At 59.3% G+C, this 21,371-nt stretch carries 20 protein-coding genes, 2 tRNA genes and 1 pseudogene; 12 read left to right on the plus strand and 11 right to left on the minus strand.

The genetic code is table 11. The features are described 5' to 3' along the window. The 3 genes from FHX09_RS17050 to FHX09_RS17060 form a co-directional block, all read right to left on the minus strand. Window positions 1-251 (minus strand): alcohol dehydrogenase catalytic domain-containing protein (locus tag FHX09_RS17050; RefSeq protein ID WP_184450418.1); only part of this gene is annotated, 251 nt, incomplete at its 3' end. A gap of 37 nt (window positions 252-288) precedes the next feature. After that, the gene (locus FHX09_RS17055) at window positions 289-1,119 is read right to left on the minus strand and encodes a sugar phosphate isomerase/epimerase (RefSeq protein WP_183723051.1); all 831 of its coding nucleotides are present in this window, start codon (window positions 1,117-1,119) and stop codon (window positions 289-291) included. 94 nt (window positions 1,120-1,213) lie between these two features. Continuing rightward, window positions 1,214-2,221, minus strand: coding sequence for a LacI family DNA-binding transcriptional regulator (locus FHX09_RS17060; RefSeq protein WP_007790778.1), 1,008 nt, complete (start codon window positions 2,219-2,221; stop codon window positions 1,214-1,216). Window positions 2,222-2,362: 141 nt separating this feature from the next. On the opposite strand from FHX09_RS17060, the gene FHX09_RS17065 reads away from it, so the two are divergent. The 4 genes from FHX09_RS17065 (at window position 2,363) to FHX09_RS17080 (ending at window position 5,603) form a co-directional block, all read left to right on the plus strand. Beyond that, window positions 2,363-3,397: a sterol desaturase family protein gene (locus tag FHX09_RS17065; RefSeq protein ID WP_184450420.1), complete on the plus strand. Its 1,035-nt coding sequence runs from the start codon at window positions 2,363-2,365 to the stop codon at window positions 3,395-3,397. Between the two features lie 179 nt (window positions 3,398-3,576). Beyond that, the gene (locus tag FHX09_RS17070) at window positions 3,577-4,506 is read left to right on the plus strand and encodes a sugar ABC transporter substrate-binding protein (RefSeq protein ID WP_007790771.1); all 930 of its coding nucleotides are present in this window, start codon (window positions 3,577-3,579) and stop codon (window positions 4,504-4,506) included. A gap of 230 nt (window positions 4,507-4,736) precedes the next feature. Next, on the plus strand, window positions 4,737-5,258 hold the full coding sequence (locus tag FHX09_RS17075) for a DUF992 domain-containing protein (protein WP_132595221.1): 522 nt from the start codon (window positions 4,737-4,739) through the stop codon (window positions 5,256-5,258). Between the two features lie 93 nt (window positions 5,259-5,351). Next, complete coding sequence (locus tag FHX09_RS17080; RefSeq protein WP_183723058.1) at window positions 5,352-5,603, plus strand: hypothetical protein; 252 nt, start codon at window positions 5,352-5,354, stop codon at window positions 5,601-5,603. Between the two features lie 295 nt (window positions 5,604-5,898). Here FHX09_RS17080 and FHX09_RS17085 read toward each other — a convergent pair whose 3' ends face one another. Further along, a complete protein-coding gene (locus tag FHX09_RS17085; protein ID WP_132595213.1) occupies window positions 5,899-6,840 on the minus strand; it encodes a lytic transglycosylase domain-containing protein in 942 nt (313 codons plus the stop codon). A 218-nt stretch (window positions 6,841-7,058) separates the two neighbouring features. On the opposite strand from FHX09_RS17085, the gene FHX09_RS17090 reads away from it, so the two are divergent. From FHX09_RS17090 to FHX09_RS17100, 3 genes are all read left to right on the plus strand, one after another. Next, window positions 7,059-7,823: a TIM barrel protein gene (locus tag FHX09_RS17090; RefSeq protein WP_132595211.1), complete on the plus strand. Its 765-nt coding sequence runs from the start codon at window positions 7,059-7,061 to the stop codon at window positions 7,821-7,823. A 121-nt stretch (window positions 7,824-7,944) separates the two neighbouring features. Further along, a complete protein-coding gene (locus FHX09_RS17095) occupies window positions 7,945-9,171 on the plus strand; it encodes an adenylate/guanylate cyclase domain-containing protein (RefSeq protein ID WP_132595209.1) in 1,227 nt (408 codons plus the stop codon). Window positions 9,172-9,280: 109 nt separating this feature from the next. After that, on the plus strand, window positions 9,281-10,612 hold the full coding sequence (locus FHX09_RS17100) for an FAD-binding oxidoreductase (RefSeq protein WP_132595207.1): 1,332 nt from the start codon (window positions 9,281-9,283) through the stop codon (window positions 10,610-10,612). A gap of 21 nt (window positions 10,613-10,633) precedes the next feature. Here the strand turns inward: FHX09_RS17100 and FHX09_RS17105 are convergent. From FHX09_RS17105 to gloA, 6 genes and pseudogenes are all read right to left on the minus strand, one after another. Beyond that, window positions 10,634-11,191: pseudogene (locus FHX09_RS17105) on the minus strand (DAK2 domain-containing protein); the annotation flags it as partial. Between the two features lie 168 nt (window positions 11,192-11,359). Beyond that, window positions 11,360-11,434 (minus strand) — tRNA-Glu (locus FHX09_RS17110). Between the two features lie 119 nt (window positions 11,435-11,553). Next, on the minus strand, window positions 11,554-12,102 hold the full coding sequence (locus FHX09_RS17115; RefSeq protein ID WP_132595205.1) for an alpha/beta fold hydrolase: 549 nt from the start codon (window positions 12,100-12,102) through the stop codon (window positions 11,554-11,556). Window positions 12,103-12,483: 381 nt separating this feature from the next. After that, window positions 12,484-12,558, minus strand: a tRNA-Glu gene (locus tag FHX09_RS17120). 197 nt (window positions 12,559-12,755) lie between these two features. After that, window positions 12,756-13,814 carry a D-Ala-D-Ala carboxypeptidase family metallohydrolase gene (locus FHX09_RS17125; protein ID WP_184450422.1) on the minus strand — a complete coding sequence of 353 codons (1,059 nt, stop codon included), beginning with the start codon at window positions 13,812-13,814 and terminating at the stop codon, window positions 12,756-12,758. Between the two features lie 156 nt (window positions 13,815-13,970). Then, complete coding sequence (gene gloA / locus FHX09_RS17130) at window positions 13,971-14,411, minus strand: lactoylglutathione lyase (RefSeq protein WP_007788571.1); 441 nt, start codon at window positions 14,409-14,411, stop codon at window positions 13,971-13,973. A 195-nt stretch (window positions 14,412-14,606) separates the two neighbouring features. On the opposite strand from gloA, the gene FHX09_RS17135 reads away from it, so the two are divergent. Further along, window positions 14,607-15,185, plus strand: coding sequence for a cold-shock protein (locus tag FHX09_RS17135; protein ID WP_007535143.1), 579 nt, complete (start codon window positions 14,607-14,609; stop codon window positions 15,183-15,185). After that, window positions 15,185-15,664 (plus strand): DUF192 domain-containing protein, encoded by a 480-nt coding sequence (locus FHX09_RS17140; protein ID WP_184450424.1) that lies wholly within the window; start codon window positions 15,185-15,187, stop codon window positions 15,662-15,664. Before FHX09_RS17135 ends, FHX09_RS17140 begins: the two co-directional genes overlap by 1 nt. 53 nt (window positions 15,665-15,717) lie before the next feature. Here the strand turns inward: FHX09_RS17140 and FHX09_RS17145 are convergent, their stop codons facing one another. Beyond that, window positions 15,718-16,356, minus strand: coding sequence for an outer membrane protein (locus tag FHX09_RS17145; RefSeq protein ID WP_132595038.1), 639 nt, complete (start codon window positions 16,354-16,356; stop codon window positions 15,718-15,720). 759 nt (window positions 16,357-17,115) lie between these two features. On the opposite strand from FHX09_RS17145, the gene FHX09_RS17150 reads away from it, so the two are divergent. The 3 genes from FHX09_RS17150 (at window position 17,116) to FHX09_RS17160 (ending at window position 21,365) form a co-directional block, all read left to right on the plus strand. Next, window positions 17,116-18,054: an MBL fold metallo-hydrolase gene (locus FHX09_RS17150; RefSeq protein ID WP_183723090.1), complete on the plus strand. Its 939-nt coding sequence runs from the start codon at window positions 17,116-17,118 to the stop codon at window positions 18,052-18,054. A gap of 436 nt (window positions 18,055-18,490) precedes the next feature. Further along, entirely contained in the window at window positions 18,491-19,660 is a 1,170-nt protein-coding gene (locus tag FHX09_RS17155) for an HlyD family secretion protein (protein WP_183723064.1), read from the plus strand. A gap of 85 nt (window positions 19,661-19,745) precedes the next feature. Next, window positions 19,746-21,365: an MDR family MFS transporter gene (locus FHX09_RS17160; RefSeq protein ID WP_183723066.1), complete on the plus strand. Its 1,620-nt coding sequence runs from the start codon at window positions 19,746-19,748 to the stop codon at window positions 21,363-21,365. Window positions 21,366-21,371: the final 6 nt, after the last annotated feature.

Consider the following 21,371-nt stretch of genomic DNA (forward strand, 5'->3'; position numbering starts at 1 on the left):
ACATGGTCGCCCTTCTTCACCGAGGTCACACCCGGGCCGACATCGACGACGATGCCGGCGCCCTCATGGCCGAGGATGGCCGGAAACAGGCCTTCCGGATCGGCGCCCGACAGGGTGAAGTCGTCGGTGTGGCAGATGCCGGTCGCCTTCACCTCGACCAGCACCTCGCCGGCCCGTGGCCCCTCCAGCTGAACGGTCATCACTTCAAGCGGCTTGCCAGCCTCAACGGCAACGGCGGCGCGAACGTCCATGTCGAATTCCTCCCAGATTGTTGTTTTCGATCAATTGTCAGGCGGTGCGTGCCCAGAGTTCCTTCACGCGCTGTTTCAGCAGCAGTGCTTCCTCCCACCGGTCGGTAGTGTCCTGCCCGTCGCGGCCGGTGATGGCGTAGGGCTTTGGGCCGAGTTCACAGGTGAAGGCGAGCGTATCATTGGGGCCAGCCCGGCGTCGCCAGCTCCGAAAGCCATACTCCCACCAGTCCATGAAGAGATCGACCCACGGCTGGTGGTGAGGGAACGAGATCTCTATTTGCACCTGTTCTCGCGAGGCGACACGTCCGTGGAAGGACCACGAACTGTCTAGGATGCGATGGATCATGCCATGGTTCTCGGCCGATACCGGCCAGGCAAATTCACGCCCGACAAGAAAGTGCGACAGATCGCCGAGCAACCGGAGACTGGGAAGTTGATCCAAGAGGTCGAGGGTGAAGAAGAGGTCGGTCGTCATCCGGTCGCGATGGGTCTCGACATAAACCGGAATCTTCGCTTCCTCGCTCAGTCGCTGCCAGCCCTCGAGTAGCGGAAGACAGTCCTCGACGCGGCGAAGCCGGACGTCGGGTTGCAGACAGATATGGGCAACACCATATTCGGCAACGTTCTCCAGCACCGGCTTCAGGTCATCCACACTCTTCGGAAAGCATTGGCCTTCAGCCTTCAAGCCGTGCGGCTTCAGGAGCGAGTGCAAGCGCCTGACGTAGTTCCGGTCGTACCAATGGGCGCTTACCCCATCAAAGCCGGCTTCTGCGATCTGCTCGATGCGTTCTTCAAGCGAGAGTTCAGGCTGGATGGCGCTGCGACGTTCCATAGCCCAAAGCGACTGGAAGACGGATAGGGATTGCATCAGCGCCTCCACAAGTTCAGTTGAGGGCTAAACAGCATGAAATTGCGGTCGTGGCGAGGCGTTCGTTGAGGTGTTTTGATCAAATGCAAAGCGGTTAAACGTTCTGGGCATTGATCGTCATGAAGCGCACGGGATCGGTTATGATCTCGGCTCTGACAATGTCGAGCTTGTGCAGGATCATGTCGACAGCCCGGCGCGCCTGAACCTCGGGCGTCTGGTCGATGCATATGTCCATGAGACCGGACTGCAAATGGCGCTTCTTCTTGTCCGTCAGCTCGTGGCCGACCCAAAAGACATCTTTCTGCTTAGCCCACTGCTGCAGGACGATCGCCACGCCTTCGTCGCCGCCACCTGCCGAATAGACGCCGATGATCTCAGGGTTGTGGCGAAGCGCTTCGCTCAAGAGTTCAGCCGATTGAAGATCGTCGTCATGGCCGAACATGACAAGCGAGAAGGAATGCTCCGGAGAACCTTTCTCGGCGATGTAGTCGGAAAATCCTTTGATGCGCTGGCGGTGATTTGCGTAGGCACCGCTATGACAGAGGGCAACCAGCCTTCCGCCGCGGGAACCAAGCATGCCGGTCATGTAGTAGGCGGCACAACGACCGGCTGCGTAGTCGTCAATGCCGACGAACGGAATATCGGGATCGCAACGGGCAACGATCTGAACCACTTCCACGCCGGCCGCGCTTACCTTGCGGAGACTTGCGCTGACCCTCGGATCGTCGGGTGCGCATATGATCAGCCCGGAGCGCCGGAACGCCGGATTGGCAACGTGACGCGCCATGCCAACAGGATCGCTCTCCTTGACGAAGGTCCGGTGCAGAATGACATTTTTGTCGAGCGACGCGGCGATCCGTTCGAAGGCCTGATTCAGCCGGGCGAAGAAGCTCGTTTCGGGGCGAACGAGGATGACCTCAATGCGGATTGCGCCGCGGTTGAAATGTGACTGGCGTGTCCCGTATTCGAGCTTCTTTGCTGCCCGGATGACCTTCTCGATGGTCTTCTCCGTGACGCCACCGCGGCCATTGATGACACGTTCGACGGTCGCCAGTCCGAGCTTCGCCTCTCGGGCGACATCCTTCAGAGTCACTTTGGACATGTTTGGCTCCTCCTGCCGAGACTATCGGTCGGCGGCAGCATATGAGCACAGTTGCAAAATGAGGAAAACACCTCAAGCAATGTGTGGGCTCCCACCGACTGCTTCGGTATTTTCAGAGCTAATCGATGCGGAGGAGTGGCAATGGACGATACACTTTATGGAAAGCGCAACAAAAGGGGCGATTGGGCGCCGTCCAAACTGCTCACCTACCCACCTGTCTTCGTTTGGCCGGTTCAGCCGATCCGATTTCTGAAGTGGGTCTTTGGCTATCCGGGATATCTAATGCCCTGGAACGTCCTCTATGCCGTCGTCGGGACGGTGCTCTGGCTATACGCGACGCCGTCGTTCGAAACGACGAAGACCTTCTCCATCGGCTGGATCGCGTATCTCCTGGTGCGCAATGCGGCGCTCGTGTTCATGTTTTTCGGAATGTTCCATTTGCGCCTCTATATGCAGCGCAAGCAGGGAACGAACTTCAAGTACAATGCCAAATGGCCGTCGGTCGGCAACGACGCGTTTCTCTTCGGAAATCAGACCATCGACAACGTGATCTGGACCTTCGCTAGCGCGGTCCCGATCTGGACCGCCTTCGAGGCGGTCACGCTCTGGGCATTTGCGAACGGCATTATCCCCTACGTCTCGTTTGCGGATCATCCGGTCTACTGCGGCATCATCATGCTTCTTGTTCCGACGTTTCGGGACCTCCATTTCTACCTCGTGCATCGTCTGATCCACTGGCCGCCGCTCTACCATGCCGTCCACAAGCTGCATCACAACAACGTCAATCCCGGCCCCTGGTCCGGCCTGGCCATGCATCCCGTCGAGCATCTGCTTTATTTCTCGGGCGTGGTGATCCATTGGATCGTGCCGTCCAACCCCGTCCATGCGATGTTTCACCTCGTGCATGCGGGGCTTGCTCCAGCCCCCGGTCATGCCGGCTTCGACAAGATCGTCTTCGGCGAGGACAGCGCGATCGACACCCACGCCTACGACCACTACCTCCATCATAAGTACTTCGAGTGCAACTACGCTGACGGTGTGATCCCCCTCGACAAGTGGTTCGGCACCTTCCACGACGGCTCGGCTGAGGCGCAGGAGCGGATGGACAAGCGGTTCATGGAGCAGGCGCGCCGGCGCCAGGAAAAGAAGGCGCGCGGACAGCAGCAGGCAAGTTGAGAGATCAATCATCCTCCTGAGCTTAGAGCCCGGCGATACGCCGGGCTCTTGCTTTCATAGATGCCGGCGAACCTCTCAAGATGAGGTTTTTTCATCACAATTTTCGCGGACGAGGGAAGCGGGCGCAACTACCGTCTTGATGCGGACATCGGGTGCCGCACCATCTCTGGGAGGAGAACATGTTCAAACTCTTGAGCGCCAGCGCGCTCGCACTGGTGCTTGCAACTCAAGCTCATGCCGCCGAACGCATTGGCGTTTCAATGGGAACGCTGTCGAACAACTTCCAGACGCTGATCGTCAACGGTATGGACGCCTACGCCAAGTCGATCGGCGTGGAATTGCAGATCGAAGATGCAACGACTGACGTCAACAAGCAGCTGGATCAGGTTCGCAACTTTGCGAGCAGCGGCGTGTCGGCGATCATCGTGGATCCTGTCGATTCCGATGGCACTCCCGCGCTCAGCAAGGTTGCCGAAGAGGCCGGCATTCCGCTCATCTACGTGAACGTGCAGCCAACTGATCTGTCGACGCTCGGCAAGCAGCAGGCCTTCGTTGGTTCCAACGAAGTCGAATCCGGGACGCTGCAGACGAAGGAAGTCTGTCGGATGCTCGGCGGCAAGGGAAATGTCGTTATCATGATTGGTGATCTGACCAGCCAGGCCGCCCGTCAGCGGACGCAGGATGTGCATGACGTTATCAAGACGCCCGAATGCAGCGGCCTGAACGTGGTTCAGGAGCAAGTCGGAAGCTGGAGCCGCGTCAACGGTGCCGATCTGGTCTCGAATTGGCTGACCTCGGGTCTCGAATTTGATGCGGTCATCGCCAACAATGACGAAATGGCGCTGGGTGCCATTGCCGCACTCAAGAATTCAGGTGCGTCGACCGACAAGATCCTCGTCGCCGGCATCGACGCCACGCCTGAGGCCCTGCAGGCAATGAAGGTTGGAGACCTGAAGGTCACCGTCTTCCAGGACGCGAAGGGGCAGGGCAAGGGATCGATTGACGCAGCCTTAAAGGCCGTGAGAGGCGAGAAACTGGATCGCGAGGTCTGGATCCCGTTCCAGCTCGTGACCCAGCAGAACATGGCTCAGTTCGAAAATCTCAACTAGCTCGGACTACCTCACGGTCTGAGCACACGGATCACGGCGACGCCTTTGTGCTTCGCCGTGATCGCGCTGTTTGGCGACCAGGTAGGCAGTGTCGTGCCGGTCGCGACGGCGCGGATGCTTCCCGAATAGCTTCATTTAGGCTGCAAGATACGAAGGGCAGCCATGCATCAACGGCATTGGTAAACCGCAGCGATACGCTATCTATCGCCGTGCAATACAAGGAGAAAATGATGAAGAAGATCGCAACCGTTGTTGCTGCCGCATCCCTGATGCAAGCCTTGGCCTCAAGCGTTGTCGCGGCCGATTTGGCGACCACCTACCAAGCGCCCGAGGCCGACGTGCGTGACGGGGTCAAGATCGGGATACTTACTTGCGATGTCGGTGGTGGCGTCGGTTACGTCCTCGGTTCGGCAAAATCGGTTGATTGCGTCTTCAGCCCGACCTCGGGTAGCGAGGCGCAGGATCGATACACCGGCGCGATCCGTAAGTTGGGCGTCGATGTCGGGTTCACCACGCGCGGCCGGATCGTATGGGCGGTGTTTGCACCGACCACGGGATACCATCGCGGTTCGCTGGGTGGCCTCTATCAAGGCGCATCGGCTGAAGCGACGCTTGTTGCTGGTGTCGGTGCCAACATCCTCGTTGGCGGCACTAGCGGCTCGGTCCAATTGCAGACGCTGAGCGTCACCGGCCAGCTCGGCATCAATGTTGCTGCTACCGGAACGTCCATGACGTTGACGCCGCAAGGCTAACAGTGTCTCGCCGGCAATCGCTCGGCGATCGCGCATAAAGCCGGCCGCATTCTCATGCGGCCAGCTTTTTAAGGGTCGGCATGGGAGGAAACCGTGAGATATGCCGCGATACTCGTTGCAATGGCGCTTGCCGGCTGCAACACAACTGTGCCGCCGCTTGAGCCCATACCTGGAAGCCTGACCTATGGACGCGTCGCGCACTCACCATACCCACCTGGAACGGTGATCAAGAACACGTTCCTGGGAAAATGGGGTTACCGCACGTTCGAGAAATACGTGGTCCAGCCTGATGGAACACTCAAGTTGACCTATCAGCAGACTGCCCCGGATTTCCTGACCGACTGATACTTTCGGTTCGGCGGCCGCTATCGAAGTTTCGGCGGCTTACTGATGCCACTCGGCTGAATATCTTGTTCAGGGGCGTGGCGTTTGAGGAGTTTGTGCAGCTTGCGCTCTTCTGCGGAATCGGCGCCGGTGCGTCTGCCTTGGTTGACGATACTCCGACCCCGCGGCCCCGGATTTCTGATCTGTCTGTTTGATGTGCTGTGCATGGCCTTTCCTCCCGCGGGGGAAACGCACAACTCGCGCCAATGTTCATGGCCGCGCTAGAAAAGTCTTCGCTGCAATATTCGAAACTGTCTCAATTTCGAAAAACGGTACAGGCCGCTCCGGCGGCGCGGACGGTCACGCAGACCTTGTCGGCTTCGGCGCGTGTCTGCCTGCCGATACGGGCTGCGTAGCGCGGCCTGAAGCCGAAGCTGCGGTCACGCACGCGTACGATGACCGGCTCTTCACCCGCGAGCGATGCCGGAAGCTGACGTGCGGCCGCCGAAAACAGGCGAAGGGCGGCTGCGTCGTTGTTATGTGCCGCAAGCTGCGCGCCCCACGGTGCCCACGGCCCCTGTTGAACCGAGGCGGTTTCGGTCAGCCGGCGCTTGCTGGCAAGCTCGATGCAACCATCGATGAAGGGCTTGTCCGAGGTCAGAAATTGCGCGGCCTCATCAGGAGGGTTGTTCTTCCATTGTTCGATCGTATTCGCAGTAATGGCAAGGACGTAGCTGCGCGTCTCGAAGGGCAGCAGGCCTTTATCGAGATAGTCTGCAAGTCCCTGCTCGCCGGCATTGTAGGCTGCGGCCGCAAGGCCGAGATTGCCAAAGCGTGTTCGCAGCTCGTCGAGATATCGTGCTGATTCCTTGAGGGATTCGAGGACATCGAAACTATCCCTCAAGCCGCGCAGCCTGGCCGTATGGGGCATGAACTGTGCGATGCCCTGCGCGCCCTTGGGGCTGATGGCGCCCGCCCTGAAGCGGCTCTCCCGCCAGATCAGGCGGGCGAAATATTCCGGCGGTAGGTGGTTTTCCCGCGCGAAGTGATCGATCGCGACGCAGAGATCGCGGCCATATGTTTCGCGTGTGATGCAAAGCCGCTCGCCGGAGTTCGGTACCGCAAGCGAATAGACGCAGACGCGATGCGATGTGGCGGCAGGCGGCTGGGAATGGGCCATCCGTGGAAACGCCAGCAGAAAGCCGGCTACCACCATTACGATGCCTGCTTTGCCAAACGATACGCCCACAGCAGCCATCGTCCCTCTGCCGCAAATCCTGTCTTCTACGTCGAGCCGGAAAAGATACGCCCGTCAATGATGACGGGCGTAGTTGGGAGATTAATACGCACCTGCACGTTAGCAATGCTGAATATGACGTCAAGACAGAAACGGAGCATGGAAGGTTTTTGCCATATGCCTGTCGCCGCTGCTCGACTATTGTCAGGAAGAAAAGCTCCCGGTTGAGCGAGGCCGCCATGAGACTTTCCGCTTGCATCGAATGGCTGTTCGCAGCCGAAGCCGACAACTTTGCGGACAGGATCCGGCTTGCGCATGCACATGGCGCGGAGGCCGTCGAATTCTGGAAGTGGACGAACAAGGATATCGGCAGCATCGAGTGGGCGCTGACGGAAACCGGTATAGAACTCAGTAGTTTTGTTGCAGAACCGATGATTGCCCTTACCGATCGCGCCAATAAGGACGCGTTCCTGAAAGGCTTGAAAGGTTCCGTGGAAATGGCCAGGCGCCTCGGTGCCCACACGTTGATTGCGCAGGCGGGCGATGACCTTCCCGGCAAGTCTCGCGAAGAGCAGAAGGCGGCGCTGGTCGAAACCCTGACCGCCGCTGGCGAGATTCTCGAGGGCAGCGGGGTCCGCCTTGGTCTCGAGCCACTCAACACGTTGATCGATCACGTTGGCTATTTCCTTCATTCAACGGTCGAAGGCATCGAGATCGTAAAGGCGACGAGCCGTCCGGAGATCGGCATCGTTTACGATGTCTATCATTCCGCCGTCATGGGAGAGGACACGGCCGAGGTGATTGGCGGCAACATCGACCGGGTTTTCCACATCCATATCGCCGATCATCCCGGACGGAACGAGCCGGGCAGCGGCGATATCGACCTTAAGCGGCGCGTCGATTGGCTCGTCGAACATGGCTACGGTGGTGCGATCGGGCTGGAATATCGGCCGTTGGCGGCGAGCGCCGCGACGATTGCAGAGACCCGGCGTATGCTCGGCTAAAAGCAGCACGAATCATACTCGGATGGTCTCGGCTATTTCAATCTGACGTGTCGTGCACCATCTAGTGGATGAGTAATGTCTTCCCTCAATCGGGAAGCGACTGTGTTTGTGGAGCGTAGCCATGCAATCCCTTTCCGATGTGCCTTTGTATTTCATGGACCAGAGCGAAGGCGTGTGGCCCTCGCGTCGGCGAAAGATCATTGATTGGCTGGTCACTGAAACGCGCGACGAGCGCTTCATCGACAACATATTCGTGCAAATGTGCCAGCGGCTGCGGGACGAGGGTGTACCCGTCGCGCGCGCATCGTTGCACTTCAGGACGCTCCATCCGCAATGGCTCGGAGCACGTATTCTTTGGAAAACCGGTTTGGCCGAGGCCAAGATCGACACATTCGGTTACGGTGTCGAGAACACACCGCAGTTCCGCAACAGCCCCGTGAACGAGATCTTCAGCGGTGCGACTGAAGTCCGCAAAAACCTCGAGACGATGCGCGACGGCGACGGCCACCATCAGTTCTATGACGAACTGATACGTGACGGGCTCACAGAGTATATCGCCTGGCCAATGGAACACACGCTTGGCAAACGGCATATTGCGACCTTTTCCAGCGATCGGCCCGGCGGCTTTGCAGAGGAACATATCGCCTTCCTCAAGGACATTTTGCCTGCCTTGACGCTTGTCACCGAGATTCGCATCAAAAACATTCTCGCGCGGACTTTGCTGGAAACCTACGTTGGTCCCCATGCCAGCGGACAGATCCTTGCCGGGGCGACGACACGCGGCAGCGGTACGACCGTCGGTGCGGCAATCCTGATCTGTGACCTACGCGATTTCACGACGATCTCGGATCAGTGGCCTCGCGACGACGTGATCGACTTGCTCAACGGCTATTTCGACGCGATGTCGGAGCCGATCGAAAAACATGGCGGCGAGATCCTCAAGTTCATGGGCGACGGCATGCTGGCGATCTTCCCGCTGGCCGATCCGATGGCCTGCAGGAACCTGCTGGCGGCGATCAAGGAGGCAGCGGGCGCTGTTGCCGCCCTGAACGAGCAGAATGGGCGTGATGGTCGCGAGGTCCTGCGCTACGGCATCGGCGTGCATGTTGGGGACGTGATGTATGGCAACATCGGCTCGCGCCGGCGGCTCGACTTTACGGTCATAGGACCCGCGGTCAACGTCGCCTCGCGCCTGGAAAGCTTGACGAAGGAGATCAAGCGTCCGGTACTCTTCTCCAGAGCCTTCGTCGAGATGGCGACGTGTGAGGAGGGCATGGAAAGCCTCGGCTCGTTCCCCCTCAGGGGATTGGGCGAGCCCGTCGATGTCTTTGCCTTCAAGCAATCCTGAGAGTGGCAGGTATCTGACAAAAGCGTGGGCAGGGTTTCTAAACGCGTGGCGGGGTTGTAGGGCTACCATAGTCGAACGATCTTGAAGCCCTGCCAGGAGACAATCCCTCATGCCCGGTCCGTATGTCGTTCCCGTCCATGGTGACGAGGAACTTCCGAAAGAGTGCGACGTCGTGGTGATCGGCGGCGGCATTATCGGTTGCTCTACGGCGCTGGAGCTCGCCGAACGTGGCTTGCGCGTCACGCTCTGCGAGAAGGGCGGGATCGGAAAGGAACAGTCGAGCCGAAACTGGGGCTGGGTGCGGATTTCGATGCGTGATCCGCGCGAGGTGCCGCTGATGGCCGAGGCGCTGAGAATTTGGGATGGCCTCGACAAGCGCACGGGGCGCGATGCGGGATTCAAGCGCGCCGGCATCATCTTCATCTGCGCCAACGAGAAGGAACAGGCCGACCACGAACGCTGGCGCACCAATCTGGACGGCTACGAGATCGAATCCCGCATGCTGACGGCGCGGGAATTCGCCGAGACTGTTCCCGAATCCAGGCTGGACATCGCCGGAGCCCTCTACACTCCGGCTGACGGCCGGGCGGAGCCGCAGAAGGCGGCACCGGCGATCGCCGAAGCGGCGCGCGATAAGGGAGCGACCATTCTGACGGAATGCGCCGTACGCGGCATCGAGACCGCGGCAGGCGCCGTCAGCGGCGTAGTGACGGAGCGTGGTGCGATCGCCTGCAAGGCTGTGGTTCTGGCTGGCGGGGCCTGGTCCAGCCTGTTTGCCGGTCGGTTCGGCATCGACCTGCCGCAGCTCAAGGTGCTGAACAGCGTGATGCGCACAAAGCCGCTGGAGGGTGGCCCGGAACAGACCATCTGGGCGAAGGATTTCGCGATCCGCAAGCGACAGGACGGTGGTTATACCGTCGCCTGCGGACACGACAACATCGTCGATATCGTGCCAGCCTCGTTCCGCTATGCTTCAGCGTTTCTGCCGGCCTTGAGGTCGGAGTGGAAGTCGCTTTCCTTCCGCCTTGCTGGCCGCTACTTCGACGAGTTGCGTATTCCGCGGCGCTGGTCGATGGATGACGCAAGTCCGTTCGAGTATCACCGGGTTCTCGATCCAGTGCCCTCGAAGAAGTTGACGCAGGATGCACTCGGAGGCCTGAAGAGGGCGTTTCCGATGTTCGAGAAGGTGGAAATCGCGCAGCGTTGGGGCGGCTACATCGATGTTACGCCGGATGCCGTGCCTGTCATCTCGGCGGTCGACGCCATTCCCGGCTTCCACATTGCTACCGGGTTTTCCGGGCATGGCTTCGGAATTGGGCCGGCAGCTGGACGATTGATGGCTGACATCGTCACGGGCAGGGCGCCTGTCGTGGACGCGAGCGCGTTCCGACTCTCGCGCTTCACTGACGGCTCGAAGGTAGAACTGATCAGCGGCTTCTGATTGCACGGAGGTCCGCCCTGTTTATATCAACGTTGCCGCCACCTCGAATACGTTTGCCACAGCGACAGCTCCCGGATCCGGCACGCCCTCCAGATCCTTCTCGCCGACGTAAGAGGCGCGGCCCGCCTTTGCCTTTCGCATTGCCTTTGTCGACTCGGCACCGGCTGCCGCAACCTTTGCCGCTCCGGCGACATTACCTGATGTTAAAACAGCAAGCGCCGGAGCCAGTGCGTCGACCATTGTACGGTCGCCGACACTGGCTCCGCCATAGAACGTCATCCGATCGAGCCCGGCAAGCAGGGCGGCAGCGATATCAGCCTTTTCCGCCATGGCCTTGGATGCGGCCGTGAAGAAGATCGAGAGCAGCACGCCGCTGGAGCCGCCCATGCTGGTGCTCAGGATCTCACCGGCCGAGGCCATCAAGGCGGCGGGATCCTTCAGCGGCAGCGTGTCGATGCGCGAAAGAATACTGCGCGCTCCTGTCGCCACGGTGGAGCCCGTATCGCCATCGCCAACGCGGCTATCCAGGCGGTTCAGCTCGCTCTCGAGCGAAATCAGATGCTCGCAAAGCGTCGTCAGAAAACGGTGGGTCTGCTTGTCGTCGCGTCGAAATAGAGCGGATTATGCAGGTTAGGCTGATTTTTATGACCTAGACGGATCGCGAGGTATGATCGGCAAACATGACGAGTGTGATCGCGCCAGTGGCGCGTACGTGCCATCCTGCGTGCAATCCACAATCGAGAGGTCTGGTACGCCCTAGGGGAATCGAACCCCTCTTTACAGAATGAGAATCTGTTGTCCTAACCGATAGACGAAGGGCGCATCAGGCAAAGAAATAGGAACGAACAGGCAGTTCGACAAGACGTTCGAGCTTTGTGAAAGCGGAGATGGCGACGACTTGTTTGGTCTTGCTTGGCCGGGCGCGAACCGATGCCCTCAGCTTAGTACAGTGAACGGATGTCCCGCGCGACGTCGCTCAAATCATTGTTGAACTGGTGATCCTTGCGTTCGAACATCCGAACCACGGCGTGCGGAATCGCTTTCGCATAGAGATGAACATGCGTAGCGGGCACCTCCGCGTCGTCAATGCTATGATAGAGATAGAGGGGAATGCCGGGCGAAGGGCGTTCTGAGACGTCGCCGCAGTCACCCATGTCGTCGCTTGGCCATCCGCCTTCACCGAAGAACGGCGCAGCGATGACAAACAACCCACCGAATCTCAGCTTCGGCTGCTTGGCAAGCGCATGGATCAAAATGGTGCCGCCGAACGAGTGACCTACGAGAATTGCCTCGTCCCCCAGCGAGTCGAACTCTTTCGCCAAGGCAGCCTTCCAGACTGAGTAGCTAGGATCGTCTTCACCGGGCATTCGGGGATAGCGGATGGCATAGCTTTTGCCGAGCTCGCGCGCGAGGCTCGCCACGAGCTTGTTGTCCCAGTGGTCGTGGACGCCTTCGCCTGCTCCTTGAACGAAGAGGACCTGCTTAGCCATTGCGCCATTTTATTCGACGGACACTGACGGACGCAAGGCTGGGCTATGAGACTCCGAAAGAGCGCGGGAATACTCAGCAACGGGGAAACGTCGTCAACGCCGCAGCGGTCGCTCGACAACGTGCTCTTCTAGATGCCATCAACTCGGGACGCGTGCCACCCCTTGCGGACGGAGGCGTGATTGGCAGCGGGAGCCTTGTTATTCCCTCGGGACCGGGCTCCGCTACGTGGCAGACATCAACCAGAAGAAGCTGGCTAAGGGTGCCATGGGCAAGGTGAAGTGACCATGAGAACGGACGAAAACGAAAATCTGCTAGCAGGGAAACGGCGCTAGCAAATGCCGCTCATAAGGTATTGAAAACATTGAATGGAGAATTTGAAGTGGCACGCCCTAGGGGAGTCGAACCCCTCTTCCCAGAATGAAAATCTGGTGTCCTAACCGATAGACGAAGGGCGCTTCCTTCGCGGTGGCGCCCTTATAGTCAGGCACTTTAAATCCCGCAAGCGGCAAATTCGATTTTTTTCATAATAATCGCAGGAATTTTATGCGGGTGCGAAATGCCGTTTATTGCAGCCGAATCAAAATACTATTGGTCGGTGTTCGCAATTCATCCAGCGAACTTACGTAGCGTTGTGAACGCCTGAACAGCAGCGTCACAGGGCGTGCGCGATGGTCGCCGGAGCAGTCCTGCCTCCACAACCCCAGTTCCAATCCCGGTTCTTTCCGGTGTCGAGGTGGACAGAGTCGGTATGGCAGTAGGTGCCGACACCGCCGCGATCCGGCAGCGAGCGGATATAGCTTGCGATATCCCATTTCGACACGCCGTCGATCTGAATGTCGGCCGCGTCACAGGTCTTGTGCATGGATTCTTCGGCGCCGCCGACCATGCGGTTGTGGTCCGGGTCGCGGTAGCCCGAGGTGACGACGACCGGTTTGCCGAAATGCGTTTCGACCGCCTTGATCACGTTCAGCAAGTTCGGCTTGAAGCAGCCGACTTCCACTTTGTCGTTTTGAAGATGCAGGCCGTTGGGCGCAATCCGCGTCATGCCGGGCAGGGAGGCTTTTTGCAGCAATCCGGAAAGACTGCCGAGCAAGTTTTGCCTGGGCGCGCTGTAGAGCGCATTCATCGTCTGGCCTGCCAGGGCTCCCGTCGAGAATGAGGCGCTCTGCGTCGGGGCGCTCGTGTTCTGTGAGGATTGCTGTGGCAATAGCGGCTGGCCCTGCTGTGTTTGCTGGGACTGATCGACCGGAACCTGGCTGCTATACACGCTCGAGCGCGTGGGGCTGACACCAACCGGCGCGTAGGCGCTACCACCGGCCGGCTGCAGTTGGGTCGAGGTCGGATTGTTCTGCGGCAGCGTGCGTACCGAAAAGATGCTCATCGCCTGCGCATTGATGCCGGTTGATTGCATTGCCAAGCCGCCGATATTGGCGGGAGCAGAAACGGCCGATCCTGCTGCCATAGGCTGCGCGTTCAGAGCCTGCGCAGGCTGAGAGCCCGATACATTCGCCACCATGGGATCGCGATAGCCGGGTTGGGCAGGCGTGGTTGCGGCGGCTTGCTGCGCCACTGCTGCCGGTTCGACTGGGGCGACGACGGCCGCGGCATCGGCAGCCTTCTTGTCCGACATGCAGCCGGTGAGCAGCAGCGTCGCCGATGTTGCGATCAGCAGGGCAGGTCTGAAAGGTAACCGCTTTTCAACAGCGAGCACGCGAGCATTCTCCAGAGGATGGCGCAAGCCGCGCCAAAATCGCGTCGTTCGCCTTGAGTCGGCTGGAGAGTGCCTGCGCCATTAGCCTGCGGCAAGCGCGATGCGGACACGCAGGTCCGAAATCGCAAAAGCCGCAAGCCTCGCAAAAGCCTCGGCTTACCAGGCGCCGGTATTGCCCATCGAAGCCCAAGGTTCGGCCGTCGGGAGGCTGCCACCTTTCTGCAGAATCTCGATCGAGATACCGTCCGGCGAGCGCACGAAGGCCATGTGGCCGTCGCGCGGCGGCCGGTTGATCGTGATGCCGCTGTCCATGAGCTTCTGGCAGATGGCATAGATGTCGTCGACCTCATAGGCGAGATGACCGAAATTGCGCCCGCCTGTATAGTCTTCGGTATCCCAGTTGTAGGTCAATTCCAGGCAGGGCGCGCCCTTGGCGCCGGCCTCGGCCTTGTCGCCGGGAGCTGCAAGAAAGACGAGAGTGAAGCGGCCCTTCTCGTTCTCTGTGCGCCTGACTTCTTCGAGGCCGAAGAGCGTGGTGTAAAAATGCAGGGAGGCGTCCAGATCTTTCACGCGGACCATGGTGTGGAGATAACGCATTCTATTTCCTCTCTAATGCGGGGCGTTGGATTCTTATGTGGCGGAACACCAGCTTCGGGCAAGACAGCGGGGTATGATCGGCAATTGGGAATAATCGAAAAGTAGGACTTGCGCTAATCCGTTACCAACATGTTAATCTTGATCTCAAGAATCAGTTAACCGTAACAGTGTGACGCGTATTGAGGGGCTGGCGACATGGCTGACAGGATTTCATCGAAGGAATTCACCGACCTCGATCAACTCGCGGGGGAAGCGGTCGACCTCATTGAAATCACTGGCGTCGTCAAGTGGTTCGACGTGGCCAAGGGCTTCGGTTTCATCGTCCCGGACAACGGCATGCAGGATGTCCTTCTTCATGTGACCTGCCTGCGCCGAGACGGCTACCAGACAATTCTCGAAGGTACACGGATCGTCGCGCTGATCCAGCGCCGTGAACGCGGCTATCAGGCATTCAAGATTCTCTCCATGGATCAGTCGACGGCCGTACATCCTTCGATGCTGCCGCCGGTTCGCACGCATGTGCAGGTGACGGCGACGAGCGGGCTTGAGCGCGCGCTGGTCAAGTGGTTCAACCGCACCAAGGGCTTCGGCTTCCTGACGCGCGGCGAAGGCACGGAAGACATTTTCGTCCACATGGAAACGTTGCGCCGGTTCGGTCTCACCGAGTTGCGCCCGGGTCAGGTTGTGCTCGTGCGTTACGGCGATGGCGACAAGGGCTTGATGGCTGCCGAGATCCATCCAGACGTGCCGAGCCCGGTGAGCCGCGCGCACTGATGCGTATGCCCGCCCATTGGATCAGAAGCGCCCTTGCGGCGCTTTTTTTCATCATTGCCCGTCCGGCTCTTTCCCAAGAGCCGATGACCTTTGACAAGGAACCGTTGATCATTCAGACGGCTACCGGCAAGCGACTGAACTTCATCGTCGAGATCGCCGAAACGAACGAACAGCGCCAGCGTGGCCTCATGTATCGCAAGGAGATGGCCGAAGACGCCGGCATGATCTTCGATTTCGGCGTTTCGCGGCGGGTGCAGATGTGGATGGACAACACCATCCTGCCGCTCGATATGCTGTTTGTCGATTCGACGGGCACGGTCCGCAGCATAAAGCAGAACGCGGTGCCGTACTCACGAGACATCATCGATTCGATGACGGAGGTGAAGTTCGTGATCGAACTCAATGCCGGCGTGACAGCCAAGCTCGGCATTAAGCCCGGCGACAAGGCGATGAGCGCAACGACCACAAGGAAGAAGTAGAAGGCGCCCATCGGAGCGCCTGTTCTTTGCCGTCTCTGCAGCCTGGGTGGCGGCTAGAACTTGACGCCGATGCCCGCCGAAACGATTTGCTCGTCGAGATCGACGTCGGTTCCCTGGATCTCTTCGTCGCTGTAATCGTTGTAGCGATATTCTGCCCGACCGAAGAGGTTGTCGGTAAAGGCGTAGTCGAGGCCTGCACCGACCGTCCAGCCGTTGAAGGTCTTGTCCGCATCGCCGGCAGGCGTATCGATGGTGGCACGCGTGGTGGCCCAGCCCGCTGTGGCGAAGATCAGGGCGCGGTCGACGGCATAGCCGACGTGGCCGACGACTGAGCCGGAGAGATCTGTACCTGCCTCTGTTGGCGTGCCAAAGACAATCAGATCCTTCTTGTTCCAATTGTAGGAAAGATCGCCCTCAATACCGACGACGATGGTATCCATCTGATAGTTCGCGCCGACGAAGCCGCCGACCAGGCCGCCGTTGAAATCCTCGGAAGAACTGGCGCCGGGTATGCTGAAATCGCTGCTCAGGAAACCTATGCCGCCGCGCAGGCCAGCATAGGGTCCGGTCCAGCTGAAAACTGGGGCAGGTGCAACGGGCATCTCTGGGACATCGAGTGCAAGGTCCGCGGCGCAAACCGGCAGGGCAAGTGCGGTCACGACGAGAGTGAGTGAAATCCGCAAGAACGACATACTGAGACTCCCCGTAGAGTTAACAAAGTGCAGCTGAATATGGTGAATGATACCTTATGCCGCCTTAACAACGGGTTTCTGCGCAATTTTCGCGCGTTAGTACCATTGCTGCTCCGGAGCGAGCCAAGAACATGTGCTTTAGCGGGGGGAGGCAAAAAGCCGCAGCAATTCTCGCTCGGAGGCCAGGCCGCGATCGTTAGTCATGCCGTGAATTTAGGGAAAAATGGTCGGAGTGGAGAGATTCGAAATTGAAAAATATAAATTAAAGCAATAAGTTAATGGAATTTTTGTAACGTTGTGACGGTCGTCGTTTTGTACGCCGTTCCACTTATCCACAGGGCGGCGTTGACTGACCGGGCAGGCTGAGGGTGATGCTCTCGATCACAGCGCCGGTCTCTTTCGAGCTTTCCGCAAGCGCTCTCTGAGCGGCGGCAAATGACGACGCGCAGAAGTTGGCGAAGGGCCTGCACGCGGTCCTTGATAACGTTGCCGTCAAGAAGAGCTAATTAGTCTTGCCCAGCGCCTGCGGCTAGCGGCCAATCCCAAACCTAAGTTTGGATTACAGGCGTTTGAGGGTGGTTGTAGGGTTGCTGGAGCCGCCACCAAGGAGCGCTCGAAAGTGACACTTTCAGAAACATAGGTTCGAGCGCCGGATCCATGACGGTATGTGACATCCGCGTCCTACCGGGTGGAGAGTGACAGGCTAGTCTTCACGCAAAACAGGAGCGCGTCATGTCGCAGGCCGAAACAACACCCCGTATGAATCCGCAGCAGACAAATAGCAGCTTGGAAAACACCTTTCATCTGGGCAAGCCAGGAACTGGCGAGTTGGTTCCATCGCGCTACGCGCTGCGGATCGGCGAAATCGATGTCCTGGTGGTCAGCGACGGGGTGCTGCCGCTGCCAACCAAGATGTTGGGACACAATGCCGACGCCGCGGACCGGGCCGCCTGGCTGGACGACATGTTCCTGCCGCCGGACGCTTATGATTGGGCGCTGAACGTGGTCGTGGTGCGCAGCGGCGAGCAGACCATACTCATCGACGCTGGGCTAGGGTTGGACCCGGACCTGAACTTGCCGCGGGCCGGGCAGTTGATCAAGCGGCTGGAGGCAGCCGGCATCGATCTTGCGTCCGTGACCGACGTGGTGCTTACCCACATGCACATGGACCACATTGGCGGGCTGCTCATCGACGGGGTGAAGGACAGCCTGCGTCCGGACCTGCGCATCCACGTGGCGGCCGCCGAAATCAAGTTCTGGGAGGCTCCCGATTTTTCTCACGTCTCCATGCCGCCGGGGTTCCCGGACGCGCTTCGGGCGGCCGCCAAGCAGTTCTCGAAGGAGTACCGTGGTCAGCTACGGCTATTCGATGAGGAACACGAGGTGGCACCGGGGGTAGTCGTCCATCGCACCGGCGGCCACACTCCAGGGCACAGCGTCGTCCGCCTGGCGTCCGGCGGCGAACGACTGACCTTCGCCGGCGACGCCGTGTTCGCGGTCGGGTTCGAACACCCCGACTGGTACAACGGCTTCGAACATGACCCCGAGGAGGCAGCCCGCGTCCGGGTGCGTCTCTTGCGGGAGTTGGCGGCGAACAGTGAACTGCTGGTGGCCACTCATCTACCGTTTCCGTCCGTCGGCCATGTGGCGGTCACCGGTGACCACTTTCGTTGGGTGCCAGTCTTCTGGGACTACTGACCGCTTGCTGGGTTAGGGCCGAACTAGACGACTGCATGCGTTTGAACAACCATTCGATCGCTGCCTCATCGCCTGTATCCTCGCCGACTTAGACCTCGGTTTTCAGTACCGCTAGCAGGTCGGATCATCTCGCGCCCGCGCCGCGCCGGCTTGTTCTCCGGCAGCGCGGGTGCATCTGTTCGAGATCAGCCAGCCTTTAGACGACGGCCCTTTTCATCAGTCTGGTTCGGCCTCGCGCCCAAATTCGTCCGAGCCCGTGATCAACGAAAATCAAAAAGTGGCGCGCGTCCTCAACCTCGGCCGAGCAGAAGAGATCCGAGGATTATCCACTCTGAGCGGATAATCTTTAAAGTGAGAGAGGAATTATAAATTGCTGCGACATAGGGCACTTGGGACGTGAGAGATTGCTCACGAGCGATGATCGCAGGAGATGGCAATGGTTGAACTACCCCGTAAGGAAGAATTCGAGTCCACGGATCCCGGCATAAACGGAGACGATCCCGCAGCAACACCCGCCGAACAGGTCGCGTCCACGCCTGTTGCCGCTCCCCGCCGGAAATCTGCCGTCAAGAAGGGTGTGCTTGCCTTGGTCCTGCTAGCCGGAGGGGCGTATGGCGTCCACTTCGGCCACCACTACTGGACCGTCGGCCGATTTATCGAGTCCACCGATAACGCCTATGTAAAGGCAGACTACACGACGGTTGCTCCGAAGGTGGCCGGCTACGTCAAGGAGGTGCTCGTTAATGACAACGACGCCATAACTGCAGGGCAGGTTCTTGCGCGGATCGACGATCGTGACTTCCAGGCGGCACTGAATCAGGCGCGGGCCGACGTGAAGGCGTCGGAGGCTGCGATCACGAATATCGACGCGCAGATCGAACTGCAGAGATCGGTCATCGGTCAGGCTCAGGCGTCGGTCGATGCATCGAATGCTTCGCTTGTCTTTGCAAAGTCCGAGGCCCAGAGGAATACGCGCCTGATCAGCACCGGGGCGGGGACGCAGTCGCGTGCGGAACAAAGCCGCTCTCTGATGGATCAGGCGACCGCCGCAGTCCAACGCGACCAGGCTGCGTTGATCGCCGCGCACGACAGGGTGCCGGTTCTCAAGAGCCAGCGCGACCAGGCGGTCGCTCAACGGGAACGAGCCGCCGCAGCCGCGCAACAGGCCGAACTGAACCTCTCTTACACGAGTATCGTCGCAGCGGTCGACGGAACAGTCGGCGCACGCTCGATCCGCGTTGGACAGTATGTCACCGCTGGCACGCAGTTGATGGCGGTGGTGCCCCTGCATTCAGTCTATGTCGTTGCCAACTTCAAGGAAACGCAACTCACCTACGTTCGGGCGGGGCAGCCGGTGGACATCAAGGTGGATAGCTTTCCAGGCCTCGAAGTGAAAGGGCACGTGGACAGCGTCTCGCCAGCGAGCGGCCTCGAGTTCTCCCTGCTTCCCCCGGACAATGCGACGGGCAACTTCACAAAGATCGTCCAGCGAATCCCGGTGAAGATCATCATCGACGACGAAGCCCGCGCGGCTCAGCTCCGGTCCGGAATGTCCGTAGAGCCGGAAATCAACACAAGACTCGCGCAGCTCTCGGAAGCGAAGTAACGGGGCGCTGGCGGGTAACCGTCTCTCTTCTCCGATCACAGAAATACCGTGGTGACGATTCCGCAACTGCGACAGGAGCAATGTCATGGCTACACTCAAGCTCGTAGCGAACAACAAAGAGCCGCCGCAAGCTGCATCGTCTCAATCCGCCAAAACCGGGATGAGCCCTCTCCGGATGTGGTGCGCGGTCGTCGGATCGACCTTGGGCGCATTCATGGCCGTCCTCAATATCCAGATCGTCAACGCGTCGCTCGCCGACATTCAGGGTGCGATCGGTGCCGGCAAGGATGACGGCGGCTGGATCTCGACTTCATATCTCATTGCGGAAATCGTGGTCATCCCCCTCAGCGGCTGGCTCGCTCAGGTCTTCTCCCTCCGGAAGTATCTCCTGACCAACGCCCTTCTGTTCCTGGTCTTTTCCGTTGCTTGTGCGTTCGCCACAAACCTCGAACAGATGATCGTGCTCCGTGCCATCCAGGGCTTTGCTGGGGGTGTCCTGATCCCCATGGCCTTCACGATTATCATCACGTTGCTGCCGAAACCGAAGCAACCGATCGGACTGGCACTCTTTGCGCTTTCGGCCACGTTCGCTCCAGCGATCGGGCCGACCATTGGCGGATATCTGACAGAGAATTACGGCTGGGAATTCATCTTCTACGTGAACCTCGTCCCCGGCTTGCTGATGGTCGCTCTGCTCTGGGCCTCGCTAGACGAAGCTCCTATGAATCTAGGCCTGCTTGCCAAAGGGGACTGGCCCGGCATCGCCACCTTGGCGATCGGCCTTGCCGCCCTTCAAACGGTGCTGGAGGAGGGCAACAAGGAAGATTGGTTCGGATCCGAGTTCATCGTCAAGCTCTCGATCGTCGCCGCAGTCTCTCTGACGCTTTTCCTGATCGTCGAGTTCAAGACCGCTAACCCGCTTCTGAATCTGAGGCTCCTCGCGCGCCGTAACTTCGGCTTCGGCATCTTGGCGAATACTATGCTCGGCATCGCGCTCTATGGGTCTGCGTTCGTGCTGCCGATCTATCTGGCGAGAATCCAGGGCTACAATTCAGAACAGATCGGCATGGTGCTTGCCTGGACCGGTATCCCGCAGCTAATTCTCATTCCGCTCGTTCCCAAGCTGATGAAGCTGATCGACGTCCGGTTGCTGATCGCCATTGGCTTCGCCCTCTTCGCTGCCTCGAATTTCATGAACGTGCACATGACCGGAGACTATGCGGCCGACCAGCTTTTCTGGCCGAATGTCATCCGTGCCATCGGGCAAGCCCTTGTCTTCGCGCCGCTCTCGGTCGTTGCGACTGCTGGCATCGAACAGGAGAATGCAGGCTCCGCATCGGCGTTGTTCAACATGATGCGCAACCTCGGTGGCGCGGTTGGAATCGCCTCGCTTCAGACTTTCATATCGAAGCGTGAGCAGTTCCATTCCAATATCCTCACGAACTCGATCAGCATCTTCGAAGAAGCCACGCGAAATCGCGTCGCCAAACTGACAAATTACTTCATGAATCACGGCGTCAGCGACCAGGCCACGGCTACTCACAAAGCCATTGTCGCCATTGCGTCCAGCGTGCGTAAGCAGGCCAACATCATGGCCTTCAGCGATGCGTTCTTTCTGCTTGGCGTGGGCCTCGTCGTCGCTTTATTCGCAACGCTTCTCCTCAAAAAACCAAGCGGCCAGATGTCTGGTGGCGGCGCACACTGAACAGCA

The sequence above is a fragment of the Rhizobium sp. BK538 genome, from assembly GCF_014197575.1.
In the GTDB taxonomy this organism is placed as follows: domain Bacteria; phylum Pseudomonadota; class Alphaproteobacteria; order Rhizobiales; family Rhizobiaceae; genus Rhizobium.